20 protein-coding genes and 1 pseudogene are annotated in these 24,985 nt (G+C 52.0%); 7 read left to right on the forward strand and 14 right to left on the reverse strand.

Annotated features, from left to right (window positions below; all coding sequences use genetic code 11):
* The first annotated feature begins 241 nt into the window (after nucleotides 1-241).
* Nucleotides 242-421: a hypothetical protein gene (locus H6F80_RS26385; protein WP_190794490.1), complete on the forward strand. Its 180-nt coding sequence runs from the start codon at nucleotides 242-244 to the stop codon at nucleotides 419-421.
* Nucleotides 422-433: 12 nt separating this feature from the next.
* Here the strand turns inward: H6F80_RS26385 and H6F80_RS26390 are convergent, their stop codons facing one another.
* From H6F80_RS26390 to H6F80_RS30970, 6 genes are all read right to left on the reverse strand, one after another.
* Nucleotides 434-943 carry a hypothetical protein gene (locus H6F80_RS26390; protein ID WP_190794491.1) on the reverse strand — a complete coding sequence of 170 codons (510 nt, stop codon included), beginning with the start codon at nucleotides 941-943 and terminating at the stop codon, nucleotides 434-436.
* Nucleotides 944-961: 18 nt separating this feature from the next.
* Entirely contained in the window at nucleotides 962-4,627 is a 3,666-nt protein-coding gene (locus H6F80_RS26395; protein ID WP_190794492.1) for a hybrid sensor histidine kinase/response regulator, read from the reverse strand.
* Nucleotides 4,628-4,779: 152 nt separating this feature from the next.
* Nucleotides 4,780-8,628, reverse strand: coding sequence for a GAF domain-containing protein (locus H6F80_RS26400; protein ID WP_190794493.1), 3,849 nt, complete (start codon nucleotides 8,626-8,628; stop codon nucleotides 4,780-4,782).
* Nucleotides 8,629-8,732: 104 nt separating this feature from the next.
* The gene (locus H6F80_RS26405; RefSeq protein WP_190794494.1) at nucleotides 8,733-9,743 is read right to left on the reverse strand and encodes a chemotaxis protein CheW; all 1,011 of its coding nucleotides are present in this window, start codon (nucleotides 9,741-9,743) and stop codon (nucleotides 8,733-8,735) included.
* 3 nt (nucleotides 9,744-9,746) lie between these two features.
* Nucleotides 9,747-10,112, reverse strand: coding sequence for a response regulator transcription factor (locus H6F80_RS26410; protein ID WP_190794495.1), 366 nt, complete (start codon nucleotides 10,110-10,112; stop codon nucleotides 9,747-9,749).
* A gap of 28 nt (nucleotides 10,113-10,140) precedes the next feature.
* Entirely contained in the window at nucleotides 10,141-11,358 is a 1,218-nt protein-coding gene (locus tag H6F80_RS30970; RefSeq protein WP_190794496.1) for a response regulator, read from the reverse strand.
* A gap of 517 nt (nucleotides 11,359-11,875) precedes the next feature.
* Between H6F80_RS30970 and gvpA the strand changes: the two are divergent.
* Nucleotides 11,876-12,094: pseudogene (gvpA, locus tag H6F80_RS26420) on the forward strand (gas vesicle structural protein GvpA).
* Nucleotides 12,095-12,192: 98 nt separating this feature from the next.
* Here gvpA and H6F80_RS26425 read toward each other — a convergent pair.
* Together H6F80_RS26425 and H6F80_RS26430 are read right to left on the reverse strand one after the other, a co-directional pair.
* Nucleotides 12,193-13,065 carry an alpha/beta fold hydrolase gene (locus H6F80_RS26425; RefSeq protein WP_190794497.1) on the reverse strand — a complete coding sequence of 291 codons (873 nt, stop codon included), beginning with the start codon at nucleotides 13,063-13,065 and terminating at the stop codon, nucleotides 12,193-12,195.
* Between the two features lie 256 nt (nucleotides 13,066-13,321).
* Nucleotides 13,322-13,738 carry an acyl-CoA thioesterase gene (locus tag H6F80_RS26430; RefSeq protein WP_190794498.1) on the reverse strand — a complete coding sequence of 139 codons (417 nt, stop codon included), beginning with the start codon at nucleotides 13,736-13,738 and terminating at the stop codon, nucleotides 13,322-13,324.
* Between the two features lie 308 nt (nucleotides 13,739-14,046).
* Between H6F80_RS26430 and H6F80_RS26435 the strand changes: the two genes are divergently transcribed.
* From H6F80_RS26435 to H6F80_RS26445, 3 genes are all read left to right on the forward strand, one after another.
* Nucleotides 14,047-14,478, forward strand: a complete 432-nt coding sequence (locus H6F80_RS26435; RefSeq protein ID WP_190794499.1) for an NUDIX domain-containing protein — start codon at nucleotides 14,047-14,049, stop codon at nucleotides 14,476-14,478.
* A gap of 85 nt (nucleotides 14,479-14,563) precedes the next feature.
* Entirely contained in the window at nucleotides 14,564-15,469 is a 906-nt protein-coding gene (murQ, locus tag H6F80_RS26440) for an N-acetylmuramic acid 6-phosphate etherase (RefSeq protein ID WP_518523659.1), read from the forward strand.
* Nucleotides 15,470-15,635: 166 nt separating this feature from the next.
* Entirely contained in the window at nucleotides 15,636-17,375 is a 1,740-nt protein-coding gene (locus H6F80_RS26445) for an ABC transporter ATP-binding protein (protein ID WP_190794501.1), read from the forward strand.
* A gap of 148 nt (nucleotides 17,376-17,523) precedes the next feature.
* Here the strand turns inward: H6F80_RS26445 and H6F80_RS26450 are convergent, their stop codons facing one another.
* The 6 genes from H6F80_RS26450 to H6F80_RS26475 form a co-directional block, all read right to left on the reverse strand.
* Nucleotides 17,524-18,390, reverse strand: coding sequence for a fructosamine kinase family protein (locus tag H6F80_RS26450; protein ID WP_190794502.1), 867 nt, complete (start codon nucleotides 18,388-18,390; stop codon nucleotides 17,524-17,526).
* Nucleotides 18,391-18,431: 41 nt separating this feature from the next.
* On the reverse strand, nucleotides 18,432-19,745 hold the full coding sequence (locus tag H6F80_RS26455) for a M16 family metallopeptidase (RefSeq protein ID WP_190794503.1): 1,314 nt from the start codon (nucleotides 19,743-19,745) through the stop codon (nucleotides 18,432-18,434).
* A gap of 45 nt (nucleotides 19,746-19,790) precedes the next feature.
* Nucleotides 19,791-20,864 (reverse strand): hypothetical protein, encoded by a 1,074-nt coding sequence (locus H6F80_RS26460; protein WP_190794504.1) that lies wholly within the window; start codon nucleotides 20,862-20,864, stop codon nucleotides 19,791-19,793.
* Nucleotides 20,865-20,941: 77 nt separating this feature from the next.
* Nucleotides 20,942-21,595 (reverse strand): ParA family protein, encoded by a 654-nt coding sequence (locus tag H6F80_RS26465; RefSeq protein ID WP_518523660.1) that lies wholly within the window; start codon nucleotides 21,593-21,595, stop codon nucleotides 20,942-20,944.
* 301 nt (nucleotides 21,596-21,896) lie between these two features.
* On the reverse strand, nucleotides 21,897-22,910 hold the full coding sequence (locus tag H6F80_RS26470; protein ID WP_242067584.1) for an alpha/beta fold hydrolase: 1,014 nt from the start codon (nucleotides 22,908-22,910) through the stop codon (nucleotides 21,897-21,899).
* Nucleotides 22,911-22,962: 52 nt separating this feature from the next.
* Nucleotides 22,963-23,205, reverse strand: a complete 243-nt coding sequence (locus H6F80_RS26475) for a DDE transposase family protein (RefSeq protein ID WP_190794506.1) — start codon at nucleotides 23,203-23,205, stop codon at nucleotides 22,963-22,965.
* 100 nt (nucleotides 23,206-23,305) lie between these two features.
* Between H6F80_RS26475 and lepB the strand changes: the two genes are divergently transcribed.
* The gene (gene lepB / locus H6F80_RS26480) at nucleotides 23,306-23,974 is read left to right on the forward strand and encodes a signal peptidase I (RefSeq protein WP_190794507.1); all 669 of its coding nucleotides are present in this window, start codon (nucleotides 23,306-23,308) and stop codon (nucleotides 23,972-23,974) included.
* 491 nt (nucleotides 23,975-24,465) lie between these two features.
* On the forward strand, nucleotides 24,466-24,985 hold a 520-nt coding region (locus H6F80_RS26485; RefSeq protein WP_190794508.1), incomplete at its 3' end, for an NfeD family protein.

Here is a 24,985-nt window from a genome sequence, read left to right on the forward strand (position 1 = left end):
ATGCTAATTGTCCAGTCTCCTGACGGCATCCAGGTGGCAGGGCTGTTTTTCTGTGAATTAGAAGATGAGGCTGGAAGACCTCTGCAACGTAGTAAGTTTGAGAGAACTTCCCTATCGTACGAGATCCGATGAACTAGCGAGAAGCTGAGAGCAAGTTGTAGATGGGTTCCTACCCCAACAGGCGGGGAGAAATGACATGGTACTCCTTACCTGAAGTAAAGGGTTGTGTGGCAAATAATCCATGAGGACAAATGTTTCTCTCTTGCTGCATCCATTGATCGGCACTGGGAGCCTGAGCAACGGCAGCAAGATGGAGTGGGCGATCGTCCTTGTGTTCTTTCCCTGTTGCGCTTACGGTCGTTCGTCCTGTGCTTCGTTGATAGCAACGTTGGACATTGATGAAAATACTGATCTCGAATAGGGGCGATTGCTCTTACTGAACCAACCCAGAAGCCTGCTTGAGATTCAGCAGAAGAATTGTTGAAAGTCCACGTTGGTTGGTGAGGACTGAAACATGGCAAGCAAGATTTTGAATGAGCTGGCGATAGGCGATCGGCAGTTGGCGAACGGTGGACAGCGGCAGATCCATCAGCGTCGGCGGTTGATCCACTGGGATTGCCCATTGCGCGTGCCCCTGCAATCCGGTAATCAGCAAAAACTGTCCTGAAGTTCCAGCAGATAAAGCTGATTTGTTAGAAACATTGTTGCCAGAAACAGTAGATAGACAGGGATGTAGATTCAACAGGGTTATCGGTTGATTCTCCAGGTAGATAACAGATTGCACATTAGAATAATCGTTTTGAATAACCGATTGGGAAACCACTTTAAGAACGGCAGTGAGCGGCAATGCCAATAAATGATTGGCGATCGTGAATACAACAGCGCGACAGGTTTCAGACTCTAGTGATCGCTCAGCGTTGGTATGAGTCGGAATGGCAGTCATCGTTAAATTCCGTTAGGGTTAAACCTTATCGTGAACAAGAAAATGATGGATCGTGGATAGCAAATTTTGATCGACATAGGGTTTTGTAATAAAATCTGTTGCTCCGAGATCGATCGCAAACTGGCGATATTTTGCGCTGCTGCGGGAAGTCAGCATCACCACCGGAATTTTTGCTAAAGAGCGATGCTGATGACGCTGGCTCAAAAATTCAAAGCCATTCATGCGCGGCATTTCAATATCACAAAGAACTAGGTCAATCCCGGGATGCTTCTGCAAAAATGCCAATCCTTCCAGCCCATCTTTTGCCTGTGAAACTTGATAACCCTCCTGTTGAAGTAACTGCGAGAGGGTTTGCCTCAGGGTTAGCGAATCTTCGATCAGCAGAATGTGAAAATGCCGAGGAGAACGTTTAGACGCTGGAGCGACAGGAGTGCTGGCAGTCAAAGAGGCAGAGGTGGGCAACGCTTGATCCAAAGTTTGCGGTGATGGGCTTGCGGCGAAAGCAGCATCAGCAGGAGAACGAGTCGGTACAATTCCAGGTTGATGAACGGAAGTGCGAGCAGACTCTGTCGCCTGCTGAGAACCTGTGGCTTGCTGAAGGCTGGTGACTTGCTGAAACAGTGTTCTGATATCAATCACCAGTGCGAGCTGATTATTGCCCACAATACAGCAGCCATAGATGTAGGGCGGAGGCGCGATCGCCTGCCCGAAGGGTCGAATGACCAGTTCCTGTTCGCCCAACACCTGCTCCACTTGAATGCCCATTAATCCAGCGTCCGTTCGTACCAGGACAATTGAGAGCGGAGTGGGGATAGGGGGCTGGGCTGCGGCTAGAGTGTGTGGAATTTCAGAATCATTGACGAGATCAGAAACCAGGGCAGACAGGGGACGGACTACGACCGCCTGCTCCTCATCGCCCTTGCGCCACTGCAACACCTGCTGCCTGCCAACCTGCGAAAGCGCATCAGGCTTGGACACAATTTGTTCAATGGCGTCGATCGGTAAGGCGTAACTAATTCCCTGATTTTTGCACAGCAGCAGCTTGGCGATCGTGAGCGAAAGCGGAATTTGCAGTGAAAAAGTTGTGCCCTGCTGGGAAACAGAACTGACGGCAACCGAACCTTTGAATCCCCCGATCTGGGAGCGCACAACATCCAAGCCGACCCCTCGACCGGATAAACTACTAACCTGGGTTGCGGTTGAAAAACCTGGCTCAAACAGATACGACAGCAGCGTATTTTCAGAGGTGGTCGCGATCGCCTTTTCGGGAAGCCAACCCATTTCTACCGCCCGCTGTGCAACTCGCTGGAGGTTAATGCCGGGACCATCATCTTTCACTTCAATAATCGTGCGATGTCCCTGATGATAGGCATTAATTTCAATTCGCCCCACAGCAGGCTTCCCCATCGCTTGTCGGGTTTCTGCTGGTTCAATCCCGTGATCGAAGGCGTTGCGAACCAAATGCAAAAGCGGATCGTAGAGTTTTTCAACGATCGTTTTATCCACTAAGACTTGGGTTCCCGTGACAATCACTTCAACAGGCTTATGATGGGACGTTGATAATTGCTGAATGACTTGCGTTAATCGAGCAAATAGGGCGTCGAGCGGCTGCATTCGGAGCGCGGTGAGGTCGTTACCCACGACAAATAACAGCCGTTGCTGTGCTTCTAGCGATCGGCGAGATTGCCGGATGGTTTGATCCAGTGCTTCTGAAATGGATTTCAGCTCCATGACTTTATCCAGCGTGGAGCGAGACAAAATATGAATCTCGCTATATCGATCCATTTCCAGCTCATCAAACTGCTGCACAATGGAAGAAGCATGTTCTGTGTTTTTGCAGTTATGGGGCTGACGCGAGAGCAGGAACCGATCGCTCTGGCTACAAAGCTGATCAATGGTTCGCTGCTGTTTTTGCAGCCGATCCAGCAGTTCCTGCACCATCAAACGCAAGGTATCATCCTGGCTAGTTTGCTGATTCTGATTAATTAGCAGTTCCCCGATTAAATAGTTAAGTTTCTCCAGCTTTTCTAAATCCACGCGCACCGAGGCGTTAGGAGTCGATAGCGTGGAAGCCGCAGGATTCGCTGATGAGGATTTAAACGAAACCGCAGTGGGGGAAGGGTAGGAACGCTGGGAAGATTCTTTTTCCAGTATGCTCGGAGACTGCGATCGATTCAGCTCGATTGATGAGTTTGGAAATGAAGTAGAAGACGATTCTGCGATTGATTGAGCCACATCATTGAGTTCAATAGCAACATCAAAAGCTCGATCCGAGTTGAATTCTGGATTAAAAGAATCAATATTTTCTGATGTATCGTTTGGTGCAGGGGTTTCAATGCACCACGGACTCCTGCTTTCCTCAAAATTTTCTAAGCTGTTTGCTGCAAAGGAAACGTTCCACGCCTCGCTGGGTGAATCGGATTCGGCTGCGTTCGAGTCGGCGATCGCGAATCCATTGGCTACACTGGCGGATGGAGAATCAAGATTACTGAGCAGTGCTTCAAGGGGCAGGGTCGGAGGCAGATCCGAAGATAGATTCTCTGCAAAGGGGGAAACCACAGGAGTATTCCGAGAAGCAGGAAGAAAGGTTGGACGCAGGAATAAAGGACGGAATCTTCTCGATAATGTTTTCGATGACGTGATCTTGGTTTTGAGACGTTGCAGCCAGGCTTCGAGGGGAATTTCCGTTTGCAGCAGGTTGATCAATGAAGCGAGAGGTGAGTTGATCTGGGCTGAAAATGCCCGTGCGGAGGCGAGCGTGGGGGAAAGCGCAGATTGGGTTGATTCCGGAATCTGATTGTTCGGCTGTTGTGAAATTCTGCCGTTGAGCATCTCTGGGGCAGTGCTGGCATCACGACCTGAATGCCCTATTGAAGCAGGCTCAACAGACCTGGAGTGAGCAAACTGCTGCAACTGGGGAGACGGTGCGCCACCCTGGCTGCGATCGCCTGCCAATACCTGGGCTCGTCCCTGGGTGAAATCTTGGAGTGCGATCTGAGCGATCGGGTGAGTCGCTTCGGGATGGCGTTCTAGCGCGGCCAGTGTCGTTTGGGCGATCGCCGCAAATCCCGGCAACTCCAGAGATTCTGCCAATCCCAGGAAAATCTCAGCTTGCGATCGCAGTACCTCATCCAAATCGGGTGCGTGGCGAACAACTGCCTGGCTCAGTTCTTCTAATCGCTGCGTCACACCAATCTCAAACATGGACTGCACCATATCAAACCCCAGTTCCGCTGATGAGGGAATCGGGGTATCGCGGTCAAACCGATCGCCTAGCTTTTCCTGTAATCGAGCGATTACATCGGCTGCCCGGTTGAGCGTATCCGACTCATCGACCTGGCTGCCATCTAGCTGAGCCGTTAACAGCAGACGCAGGCATTCGTAGCCCTCAAACAGCAGCCCTTCAATCTCGGTATCAATTTCGACCGCTGGATTGTAGAAGGCGCGGAAGATATCTTCCAGAACGTGGGCGACGTTATTAATCGCACTGAGTCCAACACTGGCAGCGGCTCCTTTCAGCGTGTGAGCTGCCCGCATGAGTTCATGAACGTTGGCTGAAGTACGATTGGAGCGCAGACTCAACACCCCCTGCTCAATGATTTTGAGTAAATCCTGAGCTTCGGTAAGGAAGTAGCTGTTATGGGGTGGGTCGGAATGGGTTGGAGTGCGGAGTATGGGGGTCATGGCAGGGATAGATGCTGAGCGCGTTCTCGAAGCGTGGAATCAGGCAGTCAGCTTGCGTAGGATGGGTTAGCGCAGCGTACGCACGGGTGTCAGGTGTTTTGGGAATTAAGGCGTTACGGCTTTCGCCTAACCTATCCTACGAAACTACAAACCTACGAGACTTTGAACTGATCGACACTGGTTTGCAGAGCTTCCGCCGTTTTCAGCAACTCCTGGAAAGATGCAGAAATCTGAATTGCTTCCTGGGAAGTTTGCTGGACGATCGCCGCCACATCGGTCATGGTTGCCGTCACAGTCTCGGACTGATGGGTTTGGTTTTGAGCTGCCTGGGTAATTGCTTCCACCAGCTGGCTGATTTGAGCCGTGGCAGAAACAATCTCGGTCAGGCTTTGGCGGGTAGTGTTCACCAGGCCTGTCCCGCTGACAACCTGCTCGATTCCGGCGTCCATTGCGGTGGCAACAGCACTGGTTTCAATTTGAATTTCCTGCACCAGCTTTTCAATTTCCGTCGTTGCTTCTGCAGACTGTCGCGCCAAAGCACGGACTTCATCGGCAACGACCGCAAAGCCTCGCCCTGCTTCTCCGGCACGGGTCGCTTCGATCGCCGCATTCAGCGCAAGGAGCTGAGTCTGTGAAGTAAAGGTGCTGATTAGATTCACCACTTTTGAGATTTTTTGGGACGATTCGCTCAATCGTTTGATCTTCTTACTTGTTTCCGATACCGTCTCCCGAATTCCTAAAATTCCATCAACTGTGCGATTCATTGCAATATCTCCCTGCTGCACGATCGCATTGGCTTGCTGTACCGCGACGTTGACTTGCTGGGCGTTTGCGGCAACGGCTTTGGTGGAATCTAGCATCACCTGAATTTGCCGCAGAGCGTGGGCGATATCCTGTGCTTCACGCTGAGCCTGCTGCGATAGTCCGGCGATCGCGCCTCCGCTTTGTTGGGAGGTTTCTCCGACCTGGCTTGCGGCGGTTTGCACCTGTAATACTAATTTCCGCAGGCTCTGCAACGTATTGTTGTAGGCATCTGCTACCGTTCCCACTTCGTCTTCGGTAATCGGTGCGCGCACGGTTAGGTCTCCATCCAGAGCAGGACGAACAGACGTTAGGAGCCGCAACACGCTGCGCTGAAGGGTTTCACGGCTTTCTTTTTCACGGGCGATCGCCATCGCGCCCTGCTGCGCCTGGATTTGGAGCTGCTCCACATACTCAGATTGCTGCAAGGCAAAACCAAGCTGCAAGGCAATTTGGTTCAGCAGACGCACATCCTCTTCTTCCCAGTGGTACGGTGCACTGTGCTGGAAAGCGGACAGCAAACCCCAAAGTTTTTGTCCTTTGAAGATGGCAACCACGGCACAGGCTCTAAAGCCAAAGAATTCTAGGGCTTCGACGTGGCAATCGGTCATGCCTGCTTCATACACATCATCGGCAACCATGAATTCGTTATTGCGGAAGCGTCCGCCCTGATGTTCCTGCAAATAGGGGTCTTCCCAGGCAGCCCCGACTAAACTGGGATAATCACCTAGCTTGGATTCCGCCACAATATCGCCGTAATAGTCATCGCGGAACTTGTAGATCGCCACCCGCTCGACGCTCAGTAGCTTGCGGACTTCCTGAGTTGCCGTCTCAAAAATGGTGTTGATATCCAGCGATTTGCGAATCTTTTCCACGACCTTGGCAAGTGCCCGTTCGACCTCTGCTTCTCTAGCAGCTTTGCGGTTTTGGGCTTGAATCTGGCTCAGATACTCAGCCTGGTTAATTGCAACACTGAGCGGACTGCTGAGCTGCAACATGATTTTAACTTCTTCGTCCTGCCATTGGCGGGAATTCGAGTTTTGGTACGCTGCCAACAGTCCCCACAACCTGGAATCTTGGAAAAGCGGCACAATAATGTAGGCGCGACACTCATACTTTTCCAGTGTGTCCAGGTAGCAGCGGGAAAAATTCATTGTGTAAATATCATCGACCCGCTTGTATGGACAGCCACGAGTGTAGTCGCCCCCTTTGGTCTGCTGAAAGTAGGTGTCTGAATTGAGCGTTCCTGAAGTGGTCAAATCCCGAACAGTGCAACGATCCTCCAGAGCAAGGCTCTGCTTGAGCGTCTGATCCTCGGATTGCGACTGAATCACTGAAACCCAACCTGCCCCTACAGATTCGGCGACAAATTCACCGCCCCAGTCTTCGGTAAATTTGTAAATTCCGACTCGATCGCAATTTAACACCCGCCGCAGTTCTTGAGTGGTGGCTGTAAAAACGCTGTTAATATTCAAACTCTGCCGGATCTTAGCAATTACACGGTTTAGCGTCTGTTCTCGCTCTGCGGTTTTTGCCAGTTGAGCCGCGTATTCAGATTGCTTAATGGCAATTCCCACCTGGTCAGCAATTTTCATCATCAAGCGAATCTCGTCCTCTTCCCACCGTCGCGCACCTCGATTTTGAAAGGCAGACAGCAAGCCCCACAATCGATCGCCCTGAAAGATAGGCACTATGACATAGGCGCGCACCTGATAAAACTCCAACGACTCAACGTGGCAATCCGTCAGCAGCCGTTTGGGACGAACCAGACTAAATCCGTTATTTTCCCAGATCGTTTCTCCAGTGTGAATGTCATCGACAATTAGCGGAACGTTATCACGCAACCGCCCGCCCTTTTGTTCACTCAAATAGGGGTCTTCCCATCCACTGCCCACCAGCTTGGGATAGTCTCCGGTCACAGACTCCGCAATAAAATCGCCAGAGTAATCGTCGCGGAACTTGTAGATCGTCAGTCGCTCCACGTTCAGGAGCTTTCGCATTTCCTGCGTTACGGTATTGTAAATGGTCGTCAGATCATTGGCCTGGCGCAGTCTGCCCACAATACGAGAAATTGCCCGCTCCCGCTCGAGCAGGTTTAAAGTTTGTGCCTGGGATTGGGCTATCTGAAGCTGGAGACATAGTTCAGAGCCAACTTGCAGCAGCAAACTGGTTTCGACCTCTTGCCAGCGTTTCGCCTCGCCGCCGTGCAGCACTGCCATCAGTCCCCAAACGGTTCCATCAACGACGATCGGGAAGACCAGACTGGCGCGCAGCTGCAAGCGTTCTAGAAAATGCCGCTGGTAGGTAGACAAATGGGTTTCATGGATATCTTCCATTATGAACAGGGAAGCACTCAGGTAATCCTCCTGCTGGTTCCGACCAAAACAGCCCGCAGGCAGCGTTCTTTCTTTCAGGCTGGGCGCATCATAGTCTGCTGTTTCGCTGAGTACCGTGACCTGGGTTTGACTCACAAAGCGCAGAAGCATCACCCGATCGCCGTTCAACGCCATCTGTAGACTCGTTACCGCAATTTGAAAGGCAGCGTCCTGCTTTGCCGCCTGCCGCATTTCCTGGATGATTGCTGTCCCTTGGTGTTTCAGCGTCTCAAGCTGTTTCTGCACCCTTAACTCGACCAGCTTTTCGACATCGTGATGGACACTTTTGTAGAGTCTGACGAGCTGTTGCAGGTTATCGCGTAATTCGGGCTTGCTGAGCAATTCCGCTTTTTCCAGCTCCTTTTTAATCGTCAACACCGACTCACAAAACTGCTGCACACTGGCGGAGTTTTGAGCCTGATTCAGCTTAGCGGCTATGGGGCGATCGTTGCTGAGCGTCACTGCAACCGCAGGCGGAGAAGTAAATCCCATTAATTGATCCAGCACCGCAGTTTGGGCAATGTTTTGAGAATTATTTTGAGAACTATGCTCGTGTTCAGTTACCATCATCGGCAGCTTGCCGCTTCTACCGTTTTTGCCATTACTCTGTCCGTTACCGTTCGCGTTACTGCTGCTTTTACCGTTGTCGTGACTTTCCCGGTTATCGTTTCTGTCAAAACTTTCTCCGTTGCCGTTCGTCTGCTTGCCTTGTTCCGATTGGGGAGGCATTTCCTCAGACATAGGCTGGCTCCAAGCAACAGGCTGGTCATCAAACCCAGCAAAAAGGTCATCGCTTGCATCGTCGGATAGGTAGGAGCTGTTCATAGTGCAGTCTTTTGCAGAAGGTAGACGAGTGGATAAGAGAAACTTGAAGCAGGGAAACGGGTCGATCGCCTTTGGATTGTCGCGCTTGGGCGGTCGCAATTGGGCTATTGATAAATTTGCAGTCTGGGATCGTTTATCAGGGCCTTCAGGCTGAGCACAGGGCTACTCGAACTGCTCAGGTAGCCTTGAATAAAGGGCTGGAGCTGAGGTGAGAATAGGTCTGCGAGGGCAGGCTGTATTTGCTGAAGCGGATAGGGCTCAATCTCTAGTACCTCAGAAACGACTAGTCCCAGCGTTTGATGCTCTACTTCAATGACGATCACGGTTAACCCCTGCCCAGCAGTCCACCCAATAGGAAATCCAGGAACCTGCTGCCCGGAAGACGAACTTGCAGAACTCAGCCGTTTAGAGGAGGATTTGGAGCGCGAGGATGAGGAATTTTCCAAACCAACCTGGATTCCCAAATCAACCAGCCAAAGGATATTACCCCGACAGTTGTAGACGCCCAGAACCCCGGCTGGCATTTGCGGGACGGGCAGAATTGCCGATGGTGGAACTTTGAGAATTTCCTTAACTCCCTCCAACGGTAAAAGTGCCGTTTCTTCAGCGGCGAAATAGAACCGAAGAAACGGAGTCAGGACAACCGATTCCGTGGATAGAGGCGGATTGGCTGACTGCAATTTAAGCCGATCGGAAATGACTCCCTGCTGTAACCACTCAGCGAGAGAGACAGTACCCAAAGCAACCGCATCGAGAGAGGCAATATCACTTCCTGGGGTGGCGATGCTACGCTTCAGGTTGATGACTGCCTGCCATTCTGTCTGGTGCTGTCCCTTGATTCGTCCATACACTTCAATCTGAGCAATTCCTTTTGGATTGAGAGTACTCAACTCTTGATGAACCCACGTCAGCAACGGCTGGTGCGGTAGCGGGGTGGTAGATTCCAGCAAAATGCCCACTCGATTCTCTCTGCGATTGCCCTGAACCTGAATGCCTCTGGAATTGAGTTTCTGATTCAGCAGCACGGCGATCGCCTGAATGTCTCCCTGCTGCGCCTGCTTTTGCCGGATCTGGTCTGGCGGAAGCCCCAGATTCCGTTGATGTAGCTGCTGCATCACTCAACTCCGAAGTAATTTCTGCACGGTTTGCACGAGTGCCTGATAGCTTTCGGATTTGGGCACATAGGCATCTGCACCCAACATTTTTCCCCAGAGCTGGTCGGCTTCGGTGCTTTTCGATGAGCGAATCACGACTGGAATCGAGCTGGTTTGGGCAGTGCTTTTTAACTCCCGGCACCATTCAAACCCACTCTGTCCGGGCAGAATCACGTCTAGCACAATCAGGTCTGGCTTGTGCTGTTGCAGGCGGGTGCGCGCTTCATCGGTACTTGTTGCACTAACCACATAAAGTCCAGCTTGCTGTAAGCAACGACCCACGAAATCTGCTTCTGTTTGAGAATCTTCGACGAGGAGTACAGTATTCATAGCGGTGAATTCCAGAGAGAATAAAGGGTTAAACGATAAAAGAATCAGTCGAAAATTCTGGAGAGACGATCGATCGGTTCTCTAAAGAACGATTCGCAGAACCCGCAGTGCGATTTCTCAAATGACGGTTGATCACAGCAATGACTTTATCAGACTCAATCGGTTTCGAGAGAAAGTCAGAAGCACCCACCACCCTGGCGCGAACGCGATCGATAATGCCATCATTCCCCGTCAGAATCACAATTGGGATATCTTTGAAGGATGAAACGCGACGAATTTGAGTACAGATCTCATAACCGCTTGCGATCGGCATTACGAGATCGAGAAAGATAAAGCTGGGTTTCTGAGCCAGAAGCGTGGGCAATGCCTGGAAAGAGTCGTGAATTGCAATGAAGCGGTATCCTGCCTGGGTAATGATTTCACTCATCGTTTCACAGACTTTCACGCTATCGTCAATACAAACGATCAGAGGTTGATGCTCTGCCACTTTGACCTTTAGCTCGGTGAGCTGGTAAGGGGGAGCGGGTAAGTCGGCGATCGTTTGCAAGCCCATTAAGCCCTGCTGAAAATAGGGGCTAAAAGAACGCGCAACTGCCAGTACATCCTGCTTAATTTGAAAGGCGAGATCTCGCAAGGATGAGTTGCCGTTGACCAGTGATTTGAGCGAACTGTAAGAGTTGCCGGAGAGCTGCTTTTCAAGAGCATTGGCATTCTTTAAAACGGGTGCGAGATTAGGCGAAATGCTGGTTAATCCAGCGTTAAACCAATTGCCCCAGAGGTACTGCGATCGGGCAACTGCCTGTTCTGAATCTAATAAAACTGGTGGTTCACCGACATCGGCCTGCGGCTCAAAATGTCCCATTAGACTGCTATTGACTTCAAAGCTTTGCACCAGGTCAAACAAAACTTCGATGACGACTTGCTGAATCATTGCAATTCCCTGATCGCGTGAAATTTGCTGCCGCATCATTAAAAGGGCGATCGCCGTATATTCCCAATCGCTCACGATGTCCTGTTGACGAAGCCGAATTCCTCCAGGATCAAGCTCAGGGCAATAATGCTTTATGCAGCGATACCACCGACGAAAGCGATGCTCACCCCCGCCACCCCAGGCAATTCGCCCCAAGCGAAACACAAGCTTCCAAGACTGATTGGCATTAGATTGGAGGGTATAAGTGCCCGTCAGCTGTGAGTTCTTGATTGATTTAACATGAACTAGAAACTGCCCTAGCGATAACTTTTCCACAATGGTACCTGCCTCCCTCGCCCCCATTCTCTAAGTGAGCCAACTTAGAAGTTTGAATAGCATCATTTATTTCTTATGAAGCCCAAAACTGGGTAAAAAATAACAATTACGCGATCAAACGAGTCAAGAGAGCTAATGCTTTCATTCACAAAATCGTTTGCACCGGTTTAGGCTGGGTTTGAATCCTATACTTGCCAATCTCTTACAAGCGGCAAGCCAAGTTCTCGTCCAAACCATGACGTGTCAAATTCTTTTCTTTATTAAATCCTAAACATCATAAACGTGTTATTGCTGAAAATACGATCTGGGCGGTTCACTTTTTCAGCAATTTATCAAAAAGATAAATAATTAGTGATTCTACGGAAATTTTTTCTCGTGATTTTACCGAGATTCCGTTTATTCAAACTTCTGTTCTTCCAGTATTTATCTCGTGATCGCTAAGGCATCAAATTCTTATTCTGTTGAACGTACGCTCACTGACAATTCTACAACTCGATAACTTATTCAAGCGTATTGGATGGCAGTTGAAAAAGTGAATTCCTCGTCTAGCCTGGCTGAAGTTGTCGATCGCATTCTCGACAAAGGGATTGTTGTCGATACCTGAGTGCGGGTTTCGCTGGTCGGCATTGAACTGCTGGCAATTGAGGCACGGGTCGTCATTGCTTCGGTAGAAACCTATTTGAAGTATGCAGAAGCCGTGGGTCTCACCGCTCAGGCTGCGGTTCCTTCTGCCTAACCACTGTCTTACCAACAGGCGGATCATCAAACTGGACTGAGTGAGACAGCAGTCGCTCTGCTTACTCAGTCCTACCCCGGCATCCCGCATTCCTGCTTCTACTTTGGCTGTGCCAAAAACTCGCGAATGTACTGATTTACAAGCTGCGGCTGTTCCTGCTGTACCCAATGGCTACAGTTGGGAATATAGCGAATAGTCAAATCCTCGACGTATTCCTCAGTACCATAGGTAAGTTCAGTGCCGAGGGCAGTGTCTTTCTCGCCCCAAATCATCAGCGTTGGCACGTCCAGCATTCCCCAGTCGCGACTGAGCAGTTCCGACTGCAAGAAATTCGCCCGATAGTAGTTGAGCATTGCGGTGAGTGCGCCCCGTTTTGCAGCCGCGTCTTTGTATGCCTCTAAATCTGCGGATGCGAAGGTTTGCTTATTGACTGCCATCCCGGTCAATGCAGTTGCCAACAACTGATAGTCATTTGCCTGAATCAGCATTTCCGGCAGACCTGGAATCTGAAACAGAAAGATATAGGAACTGCGAAGCAACTGTTGCGGCATTCGTAGTCCTTGAGCAAACTTGGCAGGGTGAGGAAGATTGAGCACGATCAGCCGATCGACCAAATGCGGATAGTCATAGGCAAACGTCCAAGCGATCATTCCGCCCCAGTCATGCCCCACCACCACGGCAGAATCATAGCCTAGCCCGTGAATGACTCCTTCGACATCCAGCAGCAGTTCCGGCATTCGATACGCGCTGACCTCCTGTGGCTTGTCGCTCTCGTTATAGCCGCGCAGATCGATCGCCACCACCTTGTAATCTTTGGCAAACTCAGGAATTTGATGCCGCCACGAGTACCAGAACTCCGGGAATCCGTGCATCATCAGCATGAGTGGACCTTCGCCCTGGGTCACGTAGTGCAGCTTCACGCCATTACTGATAATCGATTGGTGTAGCCATGAGCCTTGGAGTGTGGTCATTGTGTGCCTCCATTGGGTTGGTAGGGGGGATAGGGGCAGGGGGAGATCAAGGAGGAGAAAGGGATAGATTGGTTGTTTGCAATCGGGGATTCTAGGGTAATAGTGTGCTGTTGATCGTCCAAGTCGATTGATAAATGCTGTGATAATTGTTGGATTAAAGGATTTTAGACAAACTCTGCAATTCCTGTTCACAGACCCCTTTCAACTGCATCCCGACTCGCTCCTCACCCCTTATCCCCTCATCTCCTTATCTCTTCTACCGCTTAACCAACTCCCCAAACGCCTCCTGAATCGCCTCCGGGATCGGCTTTGGACGCATCGTTGCTTCATCGACCCAGACCCAGAGAGCCTCCGCAGAAACAATCAAATCGGGTTCTCCCTGGCGGCGGATCTCGTAGCAACGCAGGGTACGGACTCCACGCATTTCCTGGAGCCAGGTGGTGATTTTCAGCATGTCGCCTGCGACTGCCGGACGCAGATACTCGATCGCCACTCGCCGCATGACAAACAATCCTCCCAATGCCCGGTAGCGATCGGGGGTGAAGCCAAGGGATTCGGAATGCTCGATTGCTGCCTGCTCCAGATAGTGCTGATAGACGGCATTGTTAACGTGACCTAGAGCATCCATCTCGTAGTGGCGAACGCGCAGTTGTGTAACAAAGCGTTGAGTCATAGAACGTTAAGGGAGTTAGATTGAATGTGGCACGTCTAGGGCGATCGGCTCATCTTTCACATGGAGGAGTTCGGCTTAGTTCAAGCGTCGGAATTAGTGTTTTGTAGGAGCGATCGGAGTCGGGCAAGCTCCTGCTCAGCGGCTTCTGCCCGTTGTCGTTCCTGCTCTGCCCGTTGCCGATCCAGCCGCAGCGGAGGGGATCGATTGCGTCATCTCGTAGTCCTCCAGAAAACTTCTCTCATTTTAGAGCGGGTTCTGGTTCGGCAAGGATTTATTCTGATTGTTAGCCATTTTTCAGGGAACGCCCCGTGACTCACCACAATCCTACCCCCACCGTTGACATTATCATCGAGCTAATCGATCGCCCCAATCGCCCAATCGTCCTGATTGAGCGCAGAAACGAGCCGTTGGGCTGGGCAATTCCGGGCGGCTTTATCGACTACGGCGAATCGGCAGAATCGGCAGCCATGCGCGAAGCCTTCGAGGAAACCTGCCTTCAGGTCGAACTGGTGAAGCTGCTGGGGGTTTATTCTGACCCGAAGCGCGATCCGCGTCAGCATACGATGAGTGCTGTTTATGTTGCAACTGCCATTGGTGATCCGATCGCCGAAGATGATGCTCAAGGGATCGGCGTGTTTGAACTCTGGGAAATTCCCCAGCTGCTTTGCTTTGACCACGATCGAATTCTGCGGGACTACAGATATTTGCGCGATTATGGGCTATATCCGAAGGTGAAGTAGGAGAAGTTCCCCTGCTAGATCCCATGTCCGACAAACGGTACACTTTAGCTCGGACATCCTCTCGCACTCGCTACCCATGCAGAATATGACGGAACGGGGACATTTGCTGACCGAGCAGACCAACCCCAACAGCCAGAACCTCGATCAGATGACCGCCGTGGAGATCGTTGAGCTATTCAACCAGGAAGATGCTCAGGCAGTGGCAGCCGTAGCAGCCGCAAAAGCAGACCTGGCAAAGGCGATCGATCTCATTGCAGAATCTCTCCGGCGGGGCGGCAGGCTGTTTTATGTGGGTGCGGGAACGAGCGGACGCTTAGGCGTTCTCGACGCTGCCGAATGTCCTCCCACTTTCTGTACGCCGCCTGAACTGGTGCAGGGCATTATCGCAGGCGGAGCTGGGGCACTGGTTCGCAGCTCCGAAGATCTCGAAGATCGGGCAGAAGACGGCATGGAAGCGATCGCTCATCGCCAGATCACAAATCACGATGTTGTCGTCGGGATCACCGCAGGCGGCACAACCCCTTATGTGCATGGAGCCATTCACGCAGCTCAGCAGCGTGGCGCAAACACGATTTTTATTGCCTGTGTGCCGATCGAGCAGGTCAGCCTCTCCGTTGATGTTGATATTCGCCTCCTGGTCGGGGCAGAAATTCTCGCAGGCTCTACTCGCCTCAAAGCCGGAACCGCCACTAAACTCGCCCTGAATATCCTCTCGACCGGAACAATGGTGAAACTGGGCAAAGTCTACGGCAACCGGATGGTCGATGTCTCCGTCACTAATCGCAAGCTGTACGATCGCGCCCTTCGCATTTTGCAAGACCTGACCCAACTCCCCCGCTCGGAGGCCGCCGAACTTTTAGAAAAAAGCGATCGTCAAGTCAAACTTGCCCTCCTGATGCACTGGAGCGGACTGGATGCGATCGCCGCCAAGCAGCGTCTTGCTGAACAGGGAGGGGACTTGCGTCGAGCACTTCAGGGGATAAGGGGATGAGGTGAAAACACTAGCAAACTTGAATCTGAAAAGGAAGTTACTTCTCTAGTCCCTCACCCTCTTTGCCCTTTACTCCCCATTTTCCTAATACCCATCTCCCTCTCTTCATCTCCCTATCCCCCCATCTTTCCACCTCCTCATATCTTTTCACCTCCCCATCCACCCCATGCCCCGATCGACCTACTGGCAACTCCTCCCCTACCTCCGTCCTCAAACAGGCACGATCGTTCAGGCATTGCTCTGTACGCTGGTTTTCACGGTTTGCTGGCCCCTTTTAGCAGCATTGGGTGGGCAACTGCTCAGTTTTTTGGTGAAGGGGGATGTGCTGAATCTGGCGAAAACAGCGGCGATCGTGGCACTCGTCTTCCTAGTGCAGAAGACGGCACAGTACGGACAGGATGCGCTGATGGCAAAGGCTTCTCTGGCGATCGCGCTGAATTTAAGAAAGCGAACCTACGCACACCTGCAAACCTTGAGCCTCAGCTATTTTGAACGAGCACAGACGGGCGATCTCACTTATCGATTAACAGAAGATATCGATCGCATTGGTGAAGCCATCAACAAAGTCTTTCACGATTTCATCCCCTGCGTGTTGCAGTTGATTCTCGTGTTTGGTTACATGGTGTATCTCAATTGGCAGCTCACGCTGGCGAGTTTAATTGCCGTTCCGTTATTGGGTGGGTTGATTAGCTGGTTTGGCGAACGTATCTTAAAACAATCTCGCCGCAGTCAATCTTTAATTTCTGATTTATCTTCCTTGGTGACAGAAGTTTTTAGCGGCATTCGATTAGTGCGGGCATTTGCGGCAGAAGCGTATGAAGTCGATCGCTTTAGTGTAGAAGCCGAGCGCAATCGGCGGGCAAAGTACAAGGCAGCATGGCTGAAGGCAGTGCAGTTTCCCGTGGTGGGTTTTCTATATGCGGTGAGTATTTTGCTGCTACTGCTGCTGGGGGGCTGGCAAATCGCGCAGGGCAACCTCACCGGAACGGAGTTTGGTAGCTATGCGGTTGCAGTAGCATGGCTGATTGACCCGATCGCCCACCTTCCAGAAAACTACAACGAATTCAAGCAGGCAGAAGCCTCGGTCGATCGCATTTTTGAGCTGCTGCACATCGAGCCTGCCGTCGTCGAGCAACCCAACGCTCAACCCCTACCCTGGGTGAGCGGCAAGGTCGAATTGCGCGATGTTTGCTTTAGTTACAAACCCAATCAGCCCGTTTTGCAAAGCCTCAGCCTGCTGGCGTTTCCCGGTGAAGCGATCGCATTAGTCGGGGCATCGGGGGCAGGCAAAACAACGCTGGTGAATCTGCTGCCGCGCTTTTACGATCCGCAAGCCGGACAAATCCTGATTGATGGGGTGGATATTCGTCAGGTGACGCTCAGCAGCCTCCGTCGCCAGATCGGAATTGTGCCGCAGGAAACGGTGCTATTTTCCGGGACGATCGCCCAAAATATTGCCTTTGGTCAGCACAATTATGATATCGGCGCGGTGATTGCTGCTGCAAAAGTTGCAAATGCTCATCAGTTTATTTCCCAGTTTCCAGACGGCTATGATTCCTGGGTGGGGGAACGGGGCGTGAATCTCTCCGGCGGACAGCGACAGCGCATTGCGATCGCCCGTGCCGTCCTGCTCAATCCCCGCATTCTGATTCTGGATGAAGCCACGTCTGCTCTTGACTCTGAATCCGAAGCCCTGGTGCAGGAAGCTCTCGAACGACTAATGCAAAACCGCACCGTGTTTATCATTGCCCACCGCCTCGCTACCATCCGTCGCGCCGATCGCATTCTGGTAATAGAGCAGGGTCGCGTGGTGGAATCGGGAACGCATCAGGAACTTCTGGCGCACAGTGGACGCTATGCTCGCTTTTACGCGAAGCAGTTTGAGACGATCGACGCCGGAAATTAGATGTTTCAGAAATAGGAAGAATCATCCTAATTTCGATCGTTACAGTCTGCCTGCTTCTGTCCCCAAAGATGAGTTCGATCGAGCTAGATGCCCATATTGTACTGCTTTAGAATCGAGAGATCTTCCGGCTGAAACCGATCGCTTCCATTTACGACAACAGCGATGCAATCATTTGATTTGCCTGGGATTCATAGCTGCCGCCGAACTGATTGAAGTGATTGAGAATGTGATACAGGTTATAGAAAATTTTGCGAGTTTTATACCCTGAATCGAGCGGAAAAGCCGCCTGGTAAGCACTGTAAAACCCGGTCGGGAAACTGCCAAAAAGCTGGCTCATGGCTAGATCCACTTCGCGATCGCCGTAATAGGTTGCCGGGTCAAGAATCACAGGCTCTCCCTCAAGCGTCACAGCGGCATTGCCTGTCCAGAGGTCGCCATGCACAAGAGAAGGCTGCGGATTATGTCCCGCCAGAATTTTGGGAACGGCAGCCAGCAGGCGATCTTGTTGAGAAAAGCGTCCTCCTTTGCGGCGGGCAAGCTGAAACTGATAGCCCAACCGATGCTCGATCCAAAACTCGACCCAGCTTTGCGTCCACGAATTCATTTGGGGAATAAAGCCGATCGTATTATTTTGATGCCAGCCAAAACCTTGAGCACTGGTGATGCGGTGCATTGCCGCCAGATTGCGCCCCATTGCCTCCCAGGTCGGCGGTTCACCGTAGCCTAATTCCAGCCATTCCAGCACCAGATAGGCAGCGTTGCCACTCACTCCCCAGCAGATTGGCTGCGGCACTCGAATCGTTCCCGTTTTGCCGATTTCCCGCAGTCCCAATGCCTCCGACTCAAACATGGCAAGCCGACTCGCCTGGTTTAGCTTGACGAAATAGGACTGTTCGCCGCCAGAAATCGCGTATGCCTGATTGACACTGCCGCCCCCGACCGATCGCTGGTGTGCCACCTGAAAGGGCTGATCAGTCACCTGAGAAATGTGGGCGGCAATTTCGTTCCACTGCATTGGAGTTCTAGCGGCACTGCTGACGGGATTGCTGACGGCACTTACGAAACGGTCGGCTTCATCACTACGGCACGATAGACATCCGGGTCGAGATAGCGTTGCGCTGCCCGCTGCAGATCGATCGCCTCTAGCGCCTGAATTTGTGCCGGATAGTCGAGTGCAGGAGCCAGATCGCCCAGAATTGCCTGGTAATAGCCGTAGAGACTGCCGCGATCGCTTGGCGTTTCGTTGGCGAAAATAAAGCGATTAGCAACCAGAGTGCGAATGCGCTCGATCTCAGATTCCTGGATCGGCTCGGTTTGAAGCTGGCGAATGTGCTGCTGCACAGCGGCTTCTACGGCTGGAATATTTTCAGTAGGAAGCTGGGCAGCGAGGTAGAACAAGCCCTGCTGCGTATAAGTCATATTGCTGACCGAGATGCTCGATACCAAGCCTCGCTCTTCGCGCAAATCCCGAATCAGGCGAGAAGTCCGTCCGCGTGCCAACACTGAAGCCAGCACATCCAGCGCATAGGTTTCAGCTAAATCCTCCATACCGGGAACGCGCCACATCATCACCAGACGCGCCTGCTGCAAGCCGTCGTCTTCAAATTCCTGACGGCTGACTTCGGTAAAGGGGGCTTCGGGGGAGTGGGAGAGGAGATGGGGGCTGGGAACTGTGGGCGTGGGAGAATTGCTGGATTGAGCTGCTTCAAAGCCTTCGGCAACAATTTCGATCAGGCGATCGACGGGCAGGTTCCCTACAACAACGGCGGTCATCGACTGAGGACGATACCAGGTTGCGTGGAAGTCGCGCATTTGCTGCGGTTTCAAGTTTTCGATGACACTGGCAGGTCCAAGAACGGGACGGCGATAGGGCAGGCGATCGAATCCTGCCTCGATCGATCGGGCGTAGGTGCGGCGACGAGGATTGTCTTCAGAGCGGCGAATTTCTTCCAGAACGACCATTCGCTCCCGCTCAAAGGCATCATCTGGGATGGCAGCATTCAGCACAACTTCAATCTGGAGTGGAGCCAGGGCAGCAAAGTCTTGAGGGGCACAGGTAATGTAGTAGTAGGTGTAGTCCTGGCTGGTTGCTGCATTGGTGGCTGCGCCGCGCTGCTCGACTTCTCGTTCAAACACACCGCTCTGCAACCGCTGCGTGCCTTTAAAGATCATGTGCTCCAAGAAGTGAGCCATGCCATTGATTTCGTCAGTTTCGATCGCAGAACCAATCCCCACCCAGAGACTCAGATTCACCGCATCGACGGGCATTTGCTCGGCAACGATTGTCAGTCCACTGGACAATTGATGAACGGTAGGCGCATTCAGGGGTGCGTTAAGACCGGAGGAGGAACTGATGAGGGTTGAGGTCATGAAGCTTCACGTTCGCTAATACTGGCTCTATCTATCTTAACGATCTCAATCCACCCAGCCCATGTCCGTTTCGCTCAGCTTCTTGTCTTCCTTTTGCGGCGTTGACATCGGTGGCAGGGAGGCGGGTCGGATCGGGTGGTCGAGAATGCGGCGAAGTTCCTGCTGGTGTCGGCTGGGCGGCGCGAGTTTGCCTGCATCTTCGTTGGAAGCGGGCATCTTGAACTGGACTGGCTTGGACTCTAGCTCGGGTTCAGCCGCGTTAGAAGGCGCTGGAACGATCGGCGCACCGGATTTACTGATAGCAGACTGAGGCGGGATTGGTTGTGATTCTCCCGCTTTAACATAGTGAAGATGGGCAGTCGGAGCCACACCATGCGTTGCTGTGCCAGCGATTTCCTTACGGGTGTCCTGTTGCTTACGCGTGTCCTGTTCCTTGCTGGCGTACTTCGCGTCAACGGGTTTGACGTTGATTTCCGAAAGCTTGAGAATGACTTGTCGGGCTTCTTCCAGTTCAGCTCTGAGCGATTTAGACTGCTGCATCTCCGCTTGAAGCTGGTCGATTACAGACTGCTGCCGCTTCACTTCTGCCTGAAGGTGATCGATCTGCTGGTCAAAGCTTTCTTTCTGCTGCTGAGCCGTTTCGAGCTGAGTTTTGAGTTCGGCGATCGTGGTTTCGAGTTCTGCTTTGGTGGGGCTATTGCGTCGAGCAGACTGGGCAGCAGCTACCTCAGCGGTTGCATCTTGCTGATTCTGCTGGCTGGGATGAACGCCGAGGCGAAGTGGTTCTCCCTGGGGGGCGGTTGTTTTGGCTTCAGCAGGGGTTTCGGGACTTGCCTTACTTATGGCTGAATCGGCTGAGTCGATCGTCGGCTGACTCGAAGCAGGCAATTTTTCAGGTGGCTTGGCTGGCTTCGCCCCGGTTGATTTTGCTGACTGATCTGCTGACTGATTTGCCGACTCGTTCGATGGCTCGTTTGCCGACTCATTGGATGACTGATTTGCCGGCTCGTTCGACGGCTCGTTTGATGGTTCAGAAGAAGGCTCAGCCGCTTGCCCTGCCTTATCTGCCGATTTATTGACTTCGTCCCGCAGTAAATCCGAAAGCCGCTTCTTTGCCATAGTTGCCTCCAATCCCTTCAAATTCTAGCCTTTGCCGCCTACTCCAGATGCAAATTTTATCAATAATCATGCTCACATCATGCCCAATCCCGCTGCACTTCCTCCGCAACGCGCCGATAGTCTGCCTCTGCTTCTCGCCCGTTTTTGCCGCGCCACTGAATGACAGACTGCGCCTCTAATGCCGCTCGTTCGTGTGCTTTGTACGCTCGAATAAACGCATGACAGGCAGGAATGCCCATTTCGAGCAGCGTATTTTGTGCCTCCAGAGCTTCCCCCAGACTGCGGGGATCAACGCGAGTAAGCAGCACCCGATGGGGAACTTGAGCCGGAATCACCGTGCGCTTCACCGTTTCGATCAGGGCAGACAGATCCATTGGGGCAGGCGGGGTCGGTAAAAGCAAATAATCGGCTGCCGGAATCACTGCCATCAGAGATTCGGAGTCCAGCGCGGGTCGGGTATCCACGACAATCAGCTCGTAATCCTTGACGCGCCGCAGTCCTGTTAGCAGAGTAGGGTCGGCTTCCTGCGACAAATCAAATCCCAAACTGCGCTGACTGCGCTCCACCCACCAGCTTGCTGATCCCTGCGGATCGGCATCTACTAGCAGCACCCGAAACCTTTCTGCAAATACTGCCGCCAGGTTAATTGCTGTTGTTGTTTTACCCACGCCGCCCTTACCATTCAGGATGACCAATACTTTCGGAGCAAATGGCGGAGCAGACGACTTCACAGCAGCATTCCTCGATCGCTCAGACAGGGGGAGCTTTAACAATATCACGACACAGGGCAGGAACATTCGCCCGTTAAGAGGATGTTTGAAGCTGCGAGGAAGCGACCTGAACCGCCCCCCAAATTCCCATCCGTGGGGAACTTTGAGCCGGAAGAGAGCATGAAATCCCTCGAAATTTTCGAGATTGAGGAACTTTGAACCGAATTCTGAACCGCATCCTGAAGCGGAAGTGTCTCATGGGTCGGGGATTGGGGGCAAACGCAGGACTATGGGGACTCCTGAACCATTCACCCTGAAACATTTACTCAGGCTCCAGGAATTTCAAAATATGGGCGGCGGTTAACTGTGGCTGCTCTAGATGCGGCACATGACCACAGCGATCGATCCAGACCAGACGACTTTGGGGAATTGCCTGGTGCAAGCGAGTTGCATCTTTGATGCCCAAAATGCGATCGTTCTTGCCCCACAGAATCAGCGTTGGCGGCTGAAGCTGGGCAAGCTGCCTGCGAAACGAACGGTAGCCCCCGCTCTGCGTAAAGGCAATCAAAGCATTTTGCCAGTGGGGATGCTCCAGGTGCAGTGCCGCACAGGATAGGGCATCGTCGGTGACAAACTGGGGATCAGCGTAAGCCTTCAGGCTGACATCGCGACGCACCTTCGGACTTCGCAAAAAATTAGTCGCCCACCTGCCTATTGGCTCAATTAGGAATTTGCCGATCGGCGGACCTGCCGAATAGCCTGCACTATCAATCAGCACCAGCCGCGACACTGCTTCTGGATAAGTCAGGGCAAAATCGATCGCAGCCGCGCCCCCCATCGAAGCCCCCACCAGCACCATCGGCTGACCGATCAGCGTTTTCCAGGTGTAATAAAAATGAGTCTTGATTGCCGCTGCGCTAAAGGGAATTCCCGCCGGACGATCGGTAAATCCAAACCCCAGCAAATCGATCGCCCAGGTGTCTTCGTGTTCTGCAAGCAGCGGCAGCAACCGCCGGAACTCAAACACAGAGCTGTCAAATCCGTGGAGTAACACGATCGGCTGATTTCTGGTCTGTTTGCCTTTTCGATAAACAAACGCCGTCTCGATTATCCCTATAGGGAACTGCGAAGCAACCGGCTCTGGCTGAAGCGGGGTTTCGATGCCTTGAACGTAGATGGATTGGGCGAGGGCGATCGAAGTGGGTTCGGTGAGTTGGGCAATGGGGAGGTTGAGCGATCGAAAGGACATAGGGGCAGCAAAAATGGCGAGTAAACCAATAATGGGGTGAATGAGCGGGTGAATCATCCGGGGAATCGTCCGGTGAATGATTAGCAAAGCGGCAATCAGTTCTTTACTAGGGCTGGCTCTTTACTGGGACTGACACTTTTTACTGAGGTTGACACTTTCCAGCCCGGATCAGCCCCACCCGACGGGCGATCGCTTCGCCCTGGGACTGAAACGGTCCCCATTTCTCGTGATCAGACCAATTCGCAAACTCAGAAGCTTCGGCAACAGAGAGAATTTGGCAGACTCCGCTCGGCTGTTTGACAATGTACCACTGTTCTAAATTTTGTTTTGAGTTTGCCTGCTCCGAGGGAGCTGTTGAATCGCCCGACGCTGAACTTGCCATAATTTACGGCTCTCCTGGGAATACGGTTAAAAAAATTGTAAGGTTGGGATGGTCTCTCGATCGAGAGAAATTCGCTCTATCTATTGGCTTCTGAATCCCGATGGCTTCTGAATCGCAAAACGTTCCCCCCAATGCTCAATCCGCCAACACTGAAGCTTCTGTTAAGAAGCAGTCTGGCTCGTGGTGGTCGCGCCTCTCGAAAGGACAGCGAGACAACGTGCAAATTTTAGGCATCGCGCTGGTGCTGGCGATCGTGATTCGGCTATTTGTAGCAGAGCCGCGCTACATTCCCTCGGATTCGATGCTGCCTACCCTGCAAATTGGCGATCGGCTCGTGGTAGAGAAAATTGCTTATCGGTTTCGATCGCCCCAGCACGGAGAGATTGTCGTTTTTGACCCGCCGCTCCAGCTTCAGCAGTTTGGTTATGCGCCTGATAAGGCATTTATCAAGCGGGTGATTGGCACACCGGGAGACATCGTGCAAGTGACGCAGGGCAATGTTTTAATCAACGGTCAATCCCTGACCGAAGCCTACCTTGCCGAGCCGCCTGCCTACGAAATGCCATCAGTACGCGTTCCTGCAGACCAGTTTTTTGTGATGGGTGACAACCGCAACAACAGTAATGATTCTCACGTCTGGGGCTTTTTGCCGCGTCAGAATATTATCGGTCGTGCAATCTTCTGCTTTTTCCCGTTCGATCGTCTCGGCTTTTTGCAAGTCCCCGCTACGGAAAGCACTCCTCCCTTGCAGGAGGGGCAGACCGGCTGATCCAAAAAGTAGGTTTGATTTCTGGATTTTCAACAGCCATTGTTGTAGGGAATAAGCATCCCGGATCACTCGTAGAGCTGATTTTGTATTCCGCTTATTTTGATTTATTTCGATCGCTAATCAGTCTTTCGATCGAGATGTTCCTCCAGGGACGTTTCACAAAATGTTCCTCAAAGTTCGTAGACTCATGCTTGGCAATGGGATTACCTGTGTCCCAAGGCTTGCTTTTCTGTAACTTTTTAGTGTCCGAGCACGATTCACGCTTTAATTCACGCACAATTCAATTTACAGTGTTCATCTGAATTCATCGTTTGATTTCACCCTCCCCTCAGAAATGCTCGACTCGGAGACAACCCTAAAGATTTTCCCCGGAGACGCCGCCTGTCTACGCGATCACCCGCGAGAATAAAAGAAGCCAAACAGTAAGCAAATGTCTTTGCTCTTGCGATCGCTTTTCCAGCATTGCCGCCTGAATCAGGGAGTTAATCAAAATGCAGTTTGATCTAGCAAACGGGTTAGAACCCGATCGATTCGACAAATCAACGGCTGATGAACAAGGAGAACCCTGGCAGGGACAGGCGATCGTTGAACGTGAAATTCAGCCGCGTCGAACCGGACAAGTTTACTTCAATAGTGCCTGGTGGCTAGCTCGCTGTCCTCAAAATCTCAGCATTGCCGCAGGCGAAATTGTGGATGTGATTCGTAGAAACGGCACAACGCTCATTGTCGAACCCGCCTTTTTGCTGAAGCCTTCGCGATCGGGGCTAGAAAAGATCCTTCAGGTCAGCGAACAGCTCTATATGCAGCAGGATGACGCGCTCGATAGTCCCACCGATTGCCCCACCGTGATTCGATCGGCACTGGGCAACACTGCCCTCGACACCTGGCAGCGGCTGATGCAGCGCAAACCGCTCTACATTGAAACGTTTAAGCAGTGCTGCCAACTGCTTCAGCTCGACTGGCGCAAAGTCGCGGGTTATGGCAGCCATCTCACTCTGCCCCAGCGTCCTG

It is taken from the genome of Leptolyngbya sp. FACHB-711, from assembly GCF_014695615.1.
GTDB lineage: Bacteria > Cyanobacteriota > Cyanobacteriia > Elainellales > Elainellaceae > Leptolyngbya_A.

What these genes read in the sequence shown, in the direction of transcription:
- H6F80_RS26385 (WP_190794490.1), top strand. Translation starts at nt 242, where the DNA reads ATGAGGACAAATGTTTCTCTCTTGCTGCATCCATTGATCGGCACTGGG.
- H6F80_RS26460 (WP_190794504.1), bottom strand. Translation starts at nt 20,864, where the DNA reads ATGGCAAAGAAGCGGCTTTCGGATTTACTGCGGGACGAAGTCAATAAA.
- H6F80_RS26390 (WP_190794491.1), bottom strand. Translation starts at nt 943, where the DNA reads ATGACTGCCATTCCGACTCATACCAACGCTGAGCGATCACTAGAGTCT.
- H6F80_RS26400 (WP_190794493.1), bottom strand. Translation starts at nt 8,628, where the DNA reads ATGAACAGCTCCTACCTATCCGACGATGCAAGCGATGACCTTTTTGCT.
- H6F80_RS26445 (WP_190794501.1), top strand. Translation starts at nt 15,636, where the DNA reads ATGCCCCGATCGACCTACTGGCAACTCCTCCCCTACCTCCGTCCTCAA.
- H6F80_RS26410 (WP_190794495.1), bottom strand. Translation starts at nt 10,112, where the DNA reads ATGAATACTGTACTCCTCGTCGAAGATTCTCAAACAGAAGCAGATTTC.
- murQ (WP_518523659.1), top strand. Translation starts at nt 14,564, where the DNA reads ATGACGGAACGGGGACATTTGCTGACCGAGCAGACCAACCCCAACAGC.
- H6F80_RS26455 (WP_190794503.1), bottom strand. Translation starts at nt 19,745, where the DNA reads ATGACCTCAACCCTCATCAGTTCCTCCTCCGGTCTTAACGCACCCCTG.
- H6F80_RS26425 (WP_190794497.1), bottom strand. Translation starts at nt 13,065, where the DNA reads ATGACCACACTCCAAGGCTCATGGCTACACCAATCGATTATCAGTAAT.
- H6F80_RS26405 (WP_190794494.1), bottom strand. Translation starts at nt 9,743, where the DNA reads ATGCAGCAGCTACATCAACGGAATCTGGGGCTTCCGCCAGACCAGATC.
- H6F80_RS26395 (WP_190794492.1), bottom strand. Translation starts at nt 4,627, where the DNA reads ATGACCCCCATACTCCGCACTCCAACCCATTCCGACCCACCCCATAAC.
- H6F80_RS26430 (WP_190794498.1), bottom strand. Translation starts at nt 13,738, where the DNA reads ATGACTCAACGCTTTGTTACACAACTGCGCGTTCGCCACTACGAGATG.
- H6F80_RS26475 (WP_190794506.1), bottom strand. Translation starts at nt 23,205, where the DNA reads ATGGCAAGTTCAGCGTCGGGCGATTCAACAGCTCCCTCGGAGCAGGCA.
- lepB (WP_190794507.1), top strand. Translation starts at nt 23,306, where the DNA reads ATGGCTTCTGAATCGCAAAACGTTCCCCCCAATGCTCAATCCGCCAAC.
- H6F80_RS26450 (WP_190794502.1), bottom strand. Translation starts at nt 18,390, where the DNA reads ATGCAGTGGAACGAAATTGCCGCCCACATTTCTCAGGTGACTGATCAG.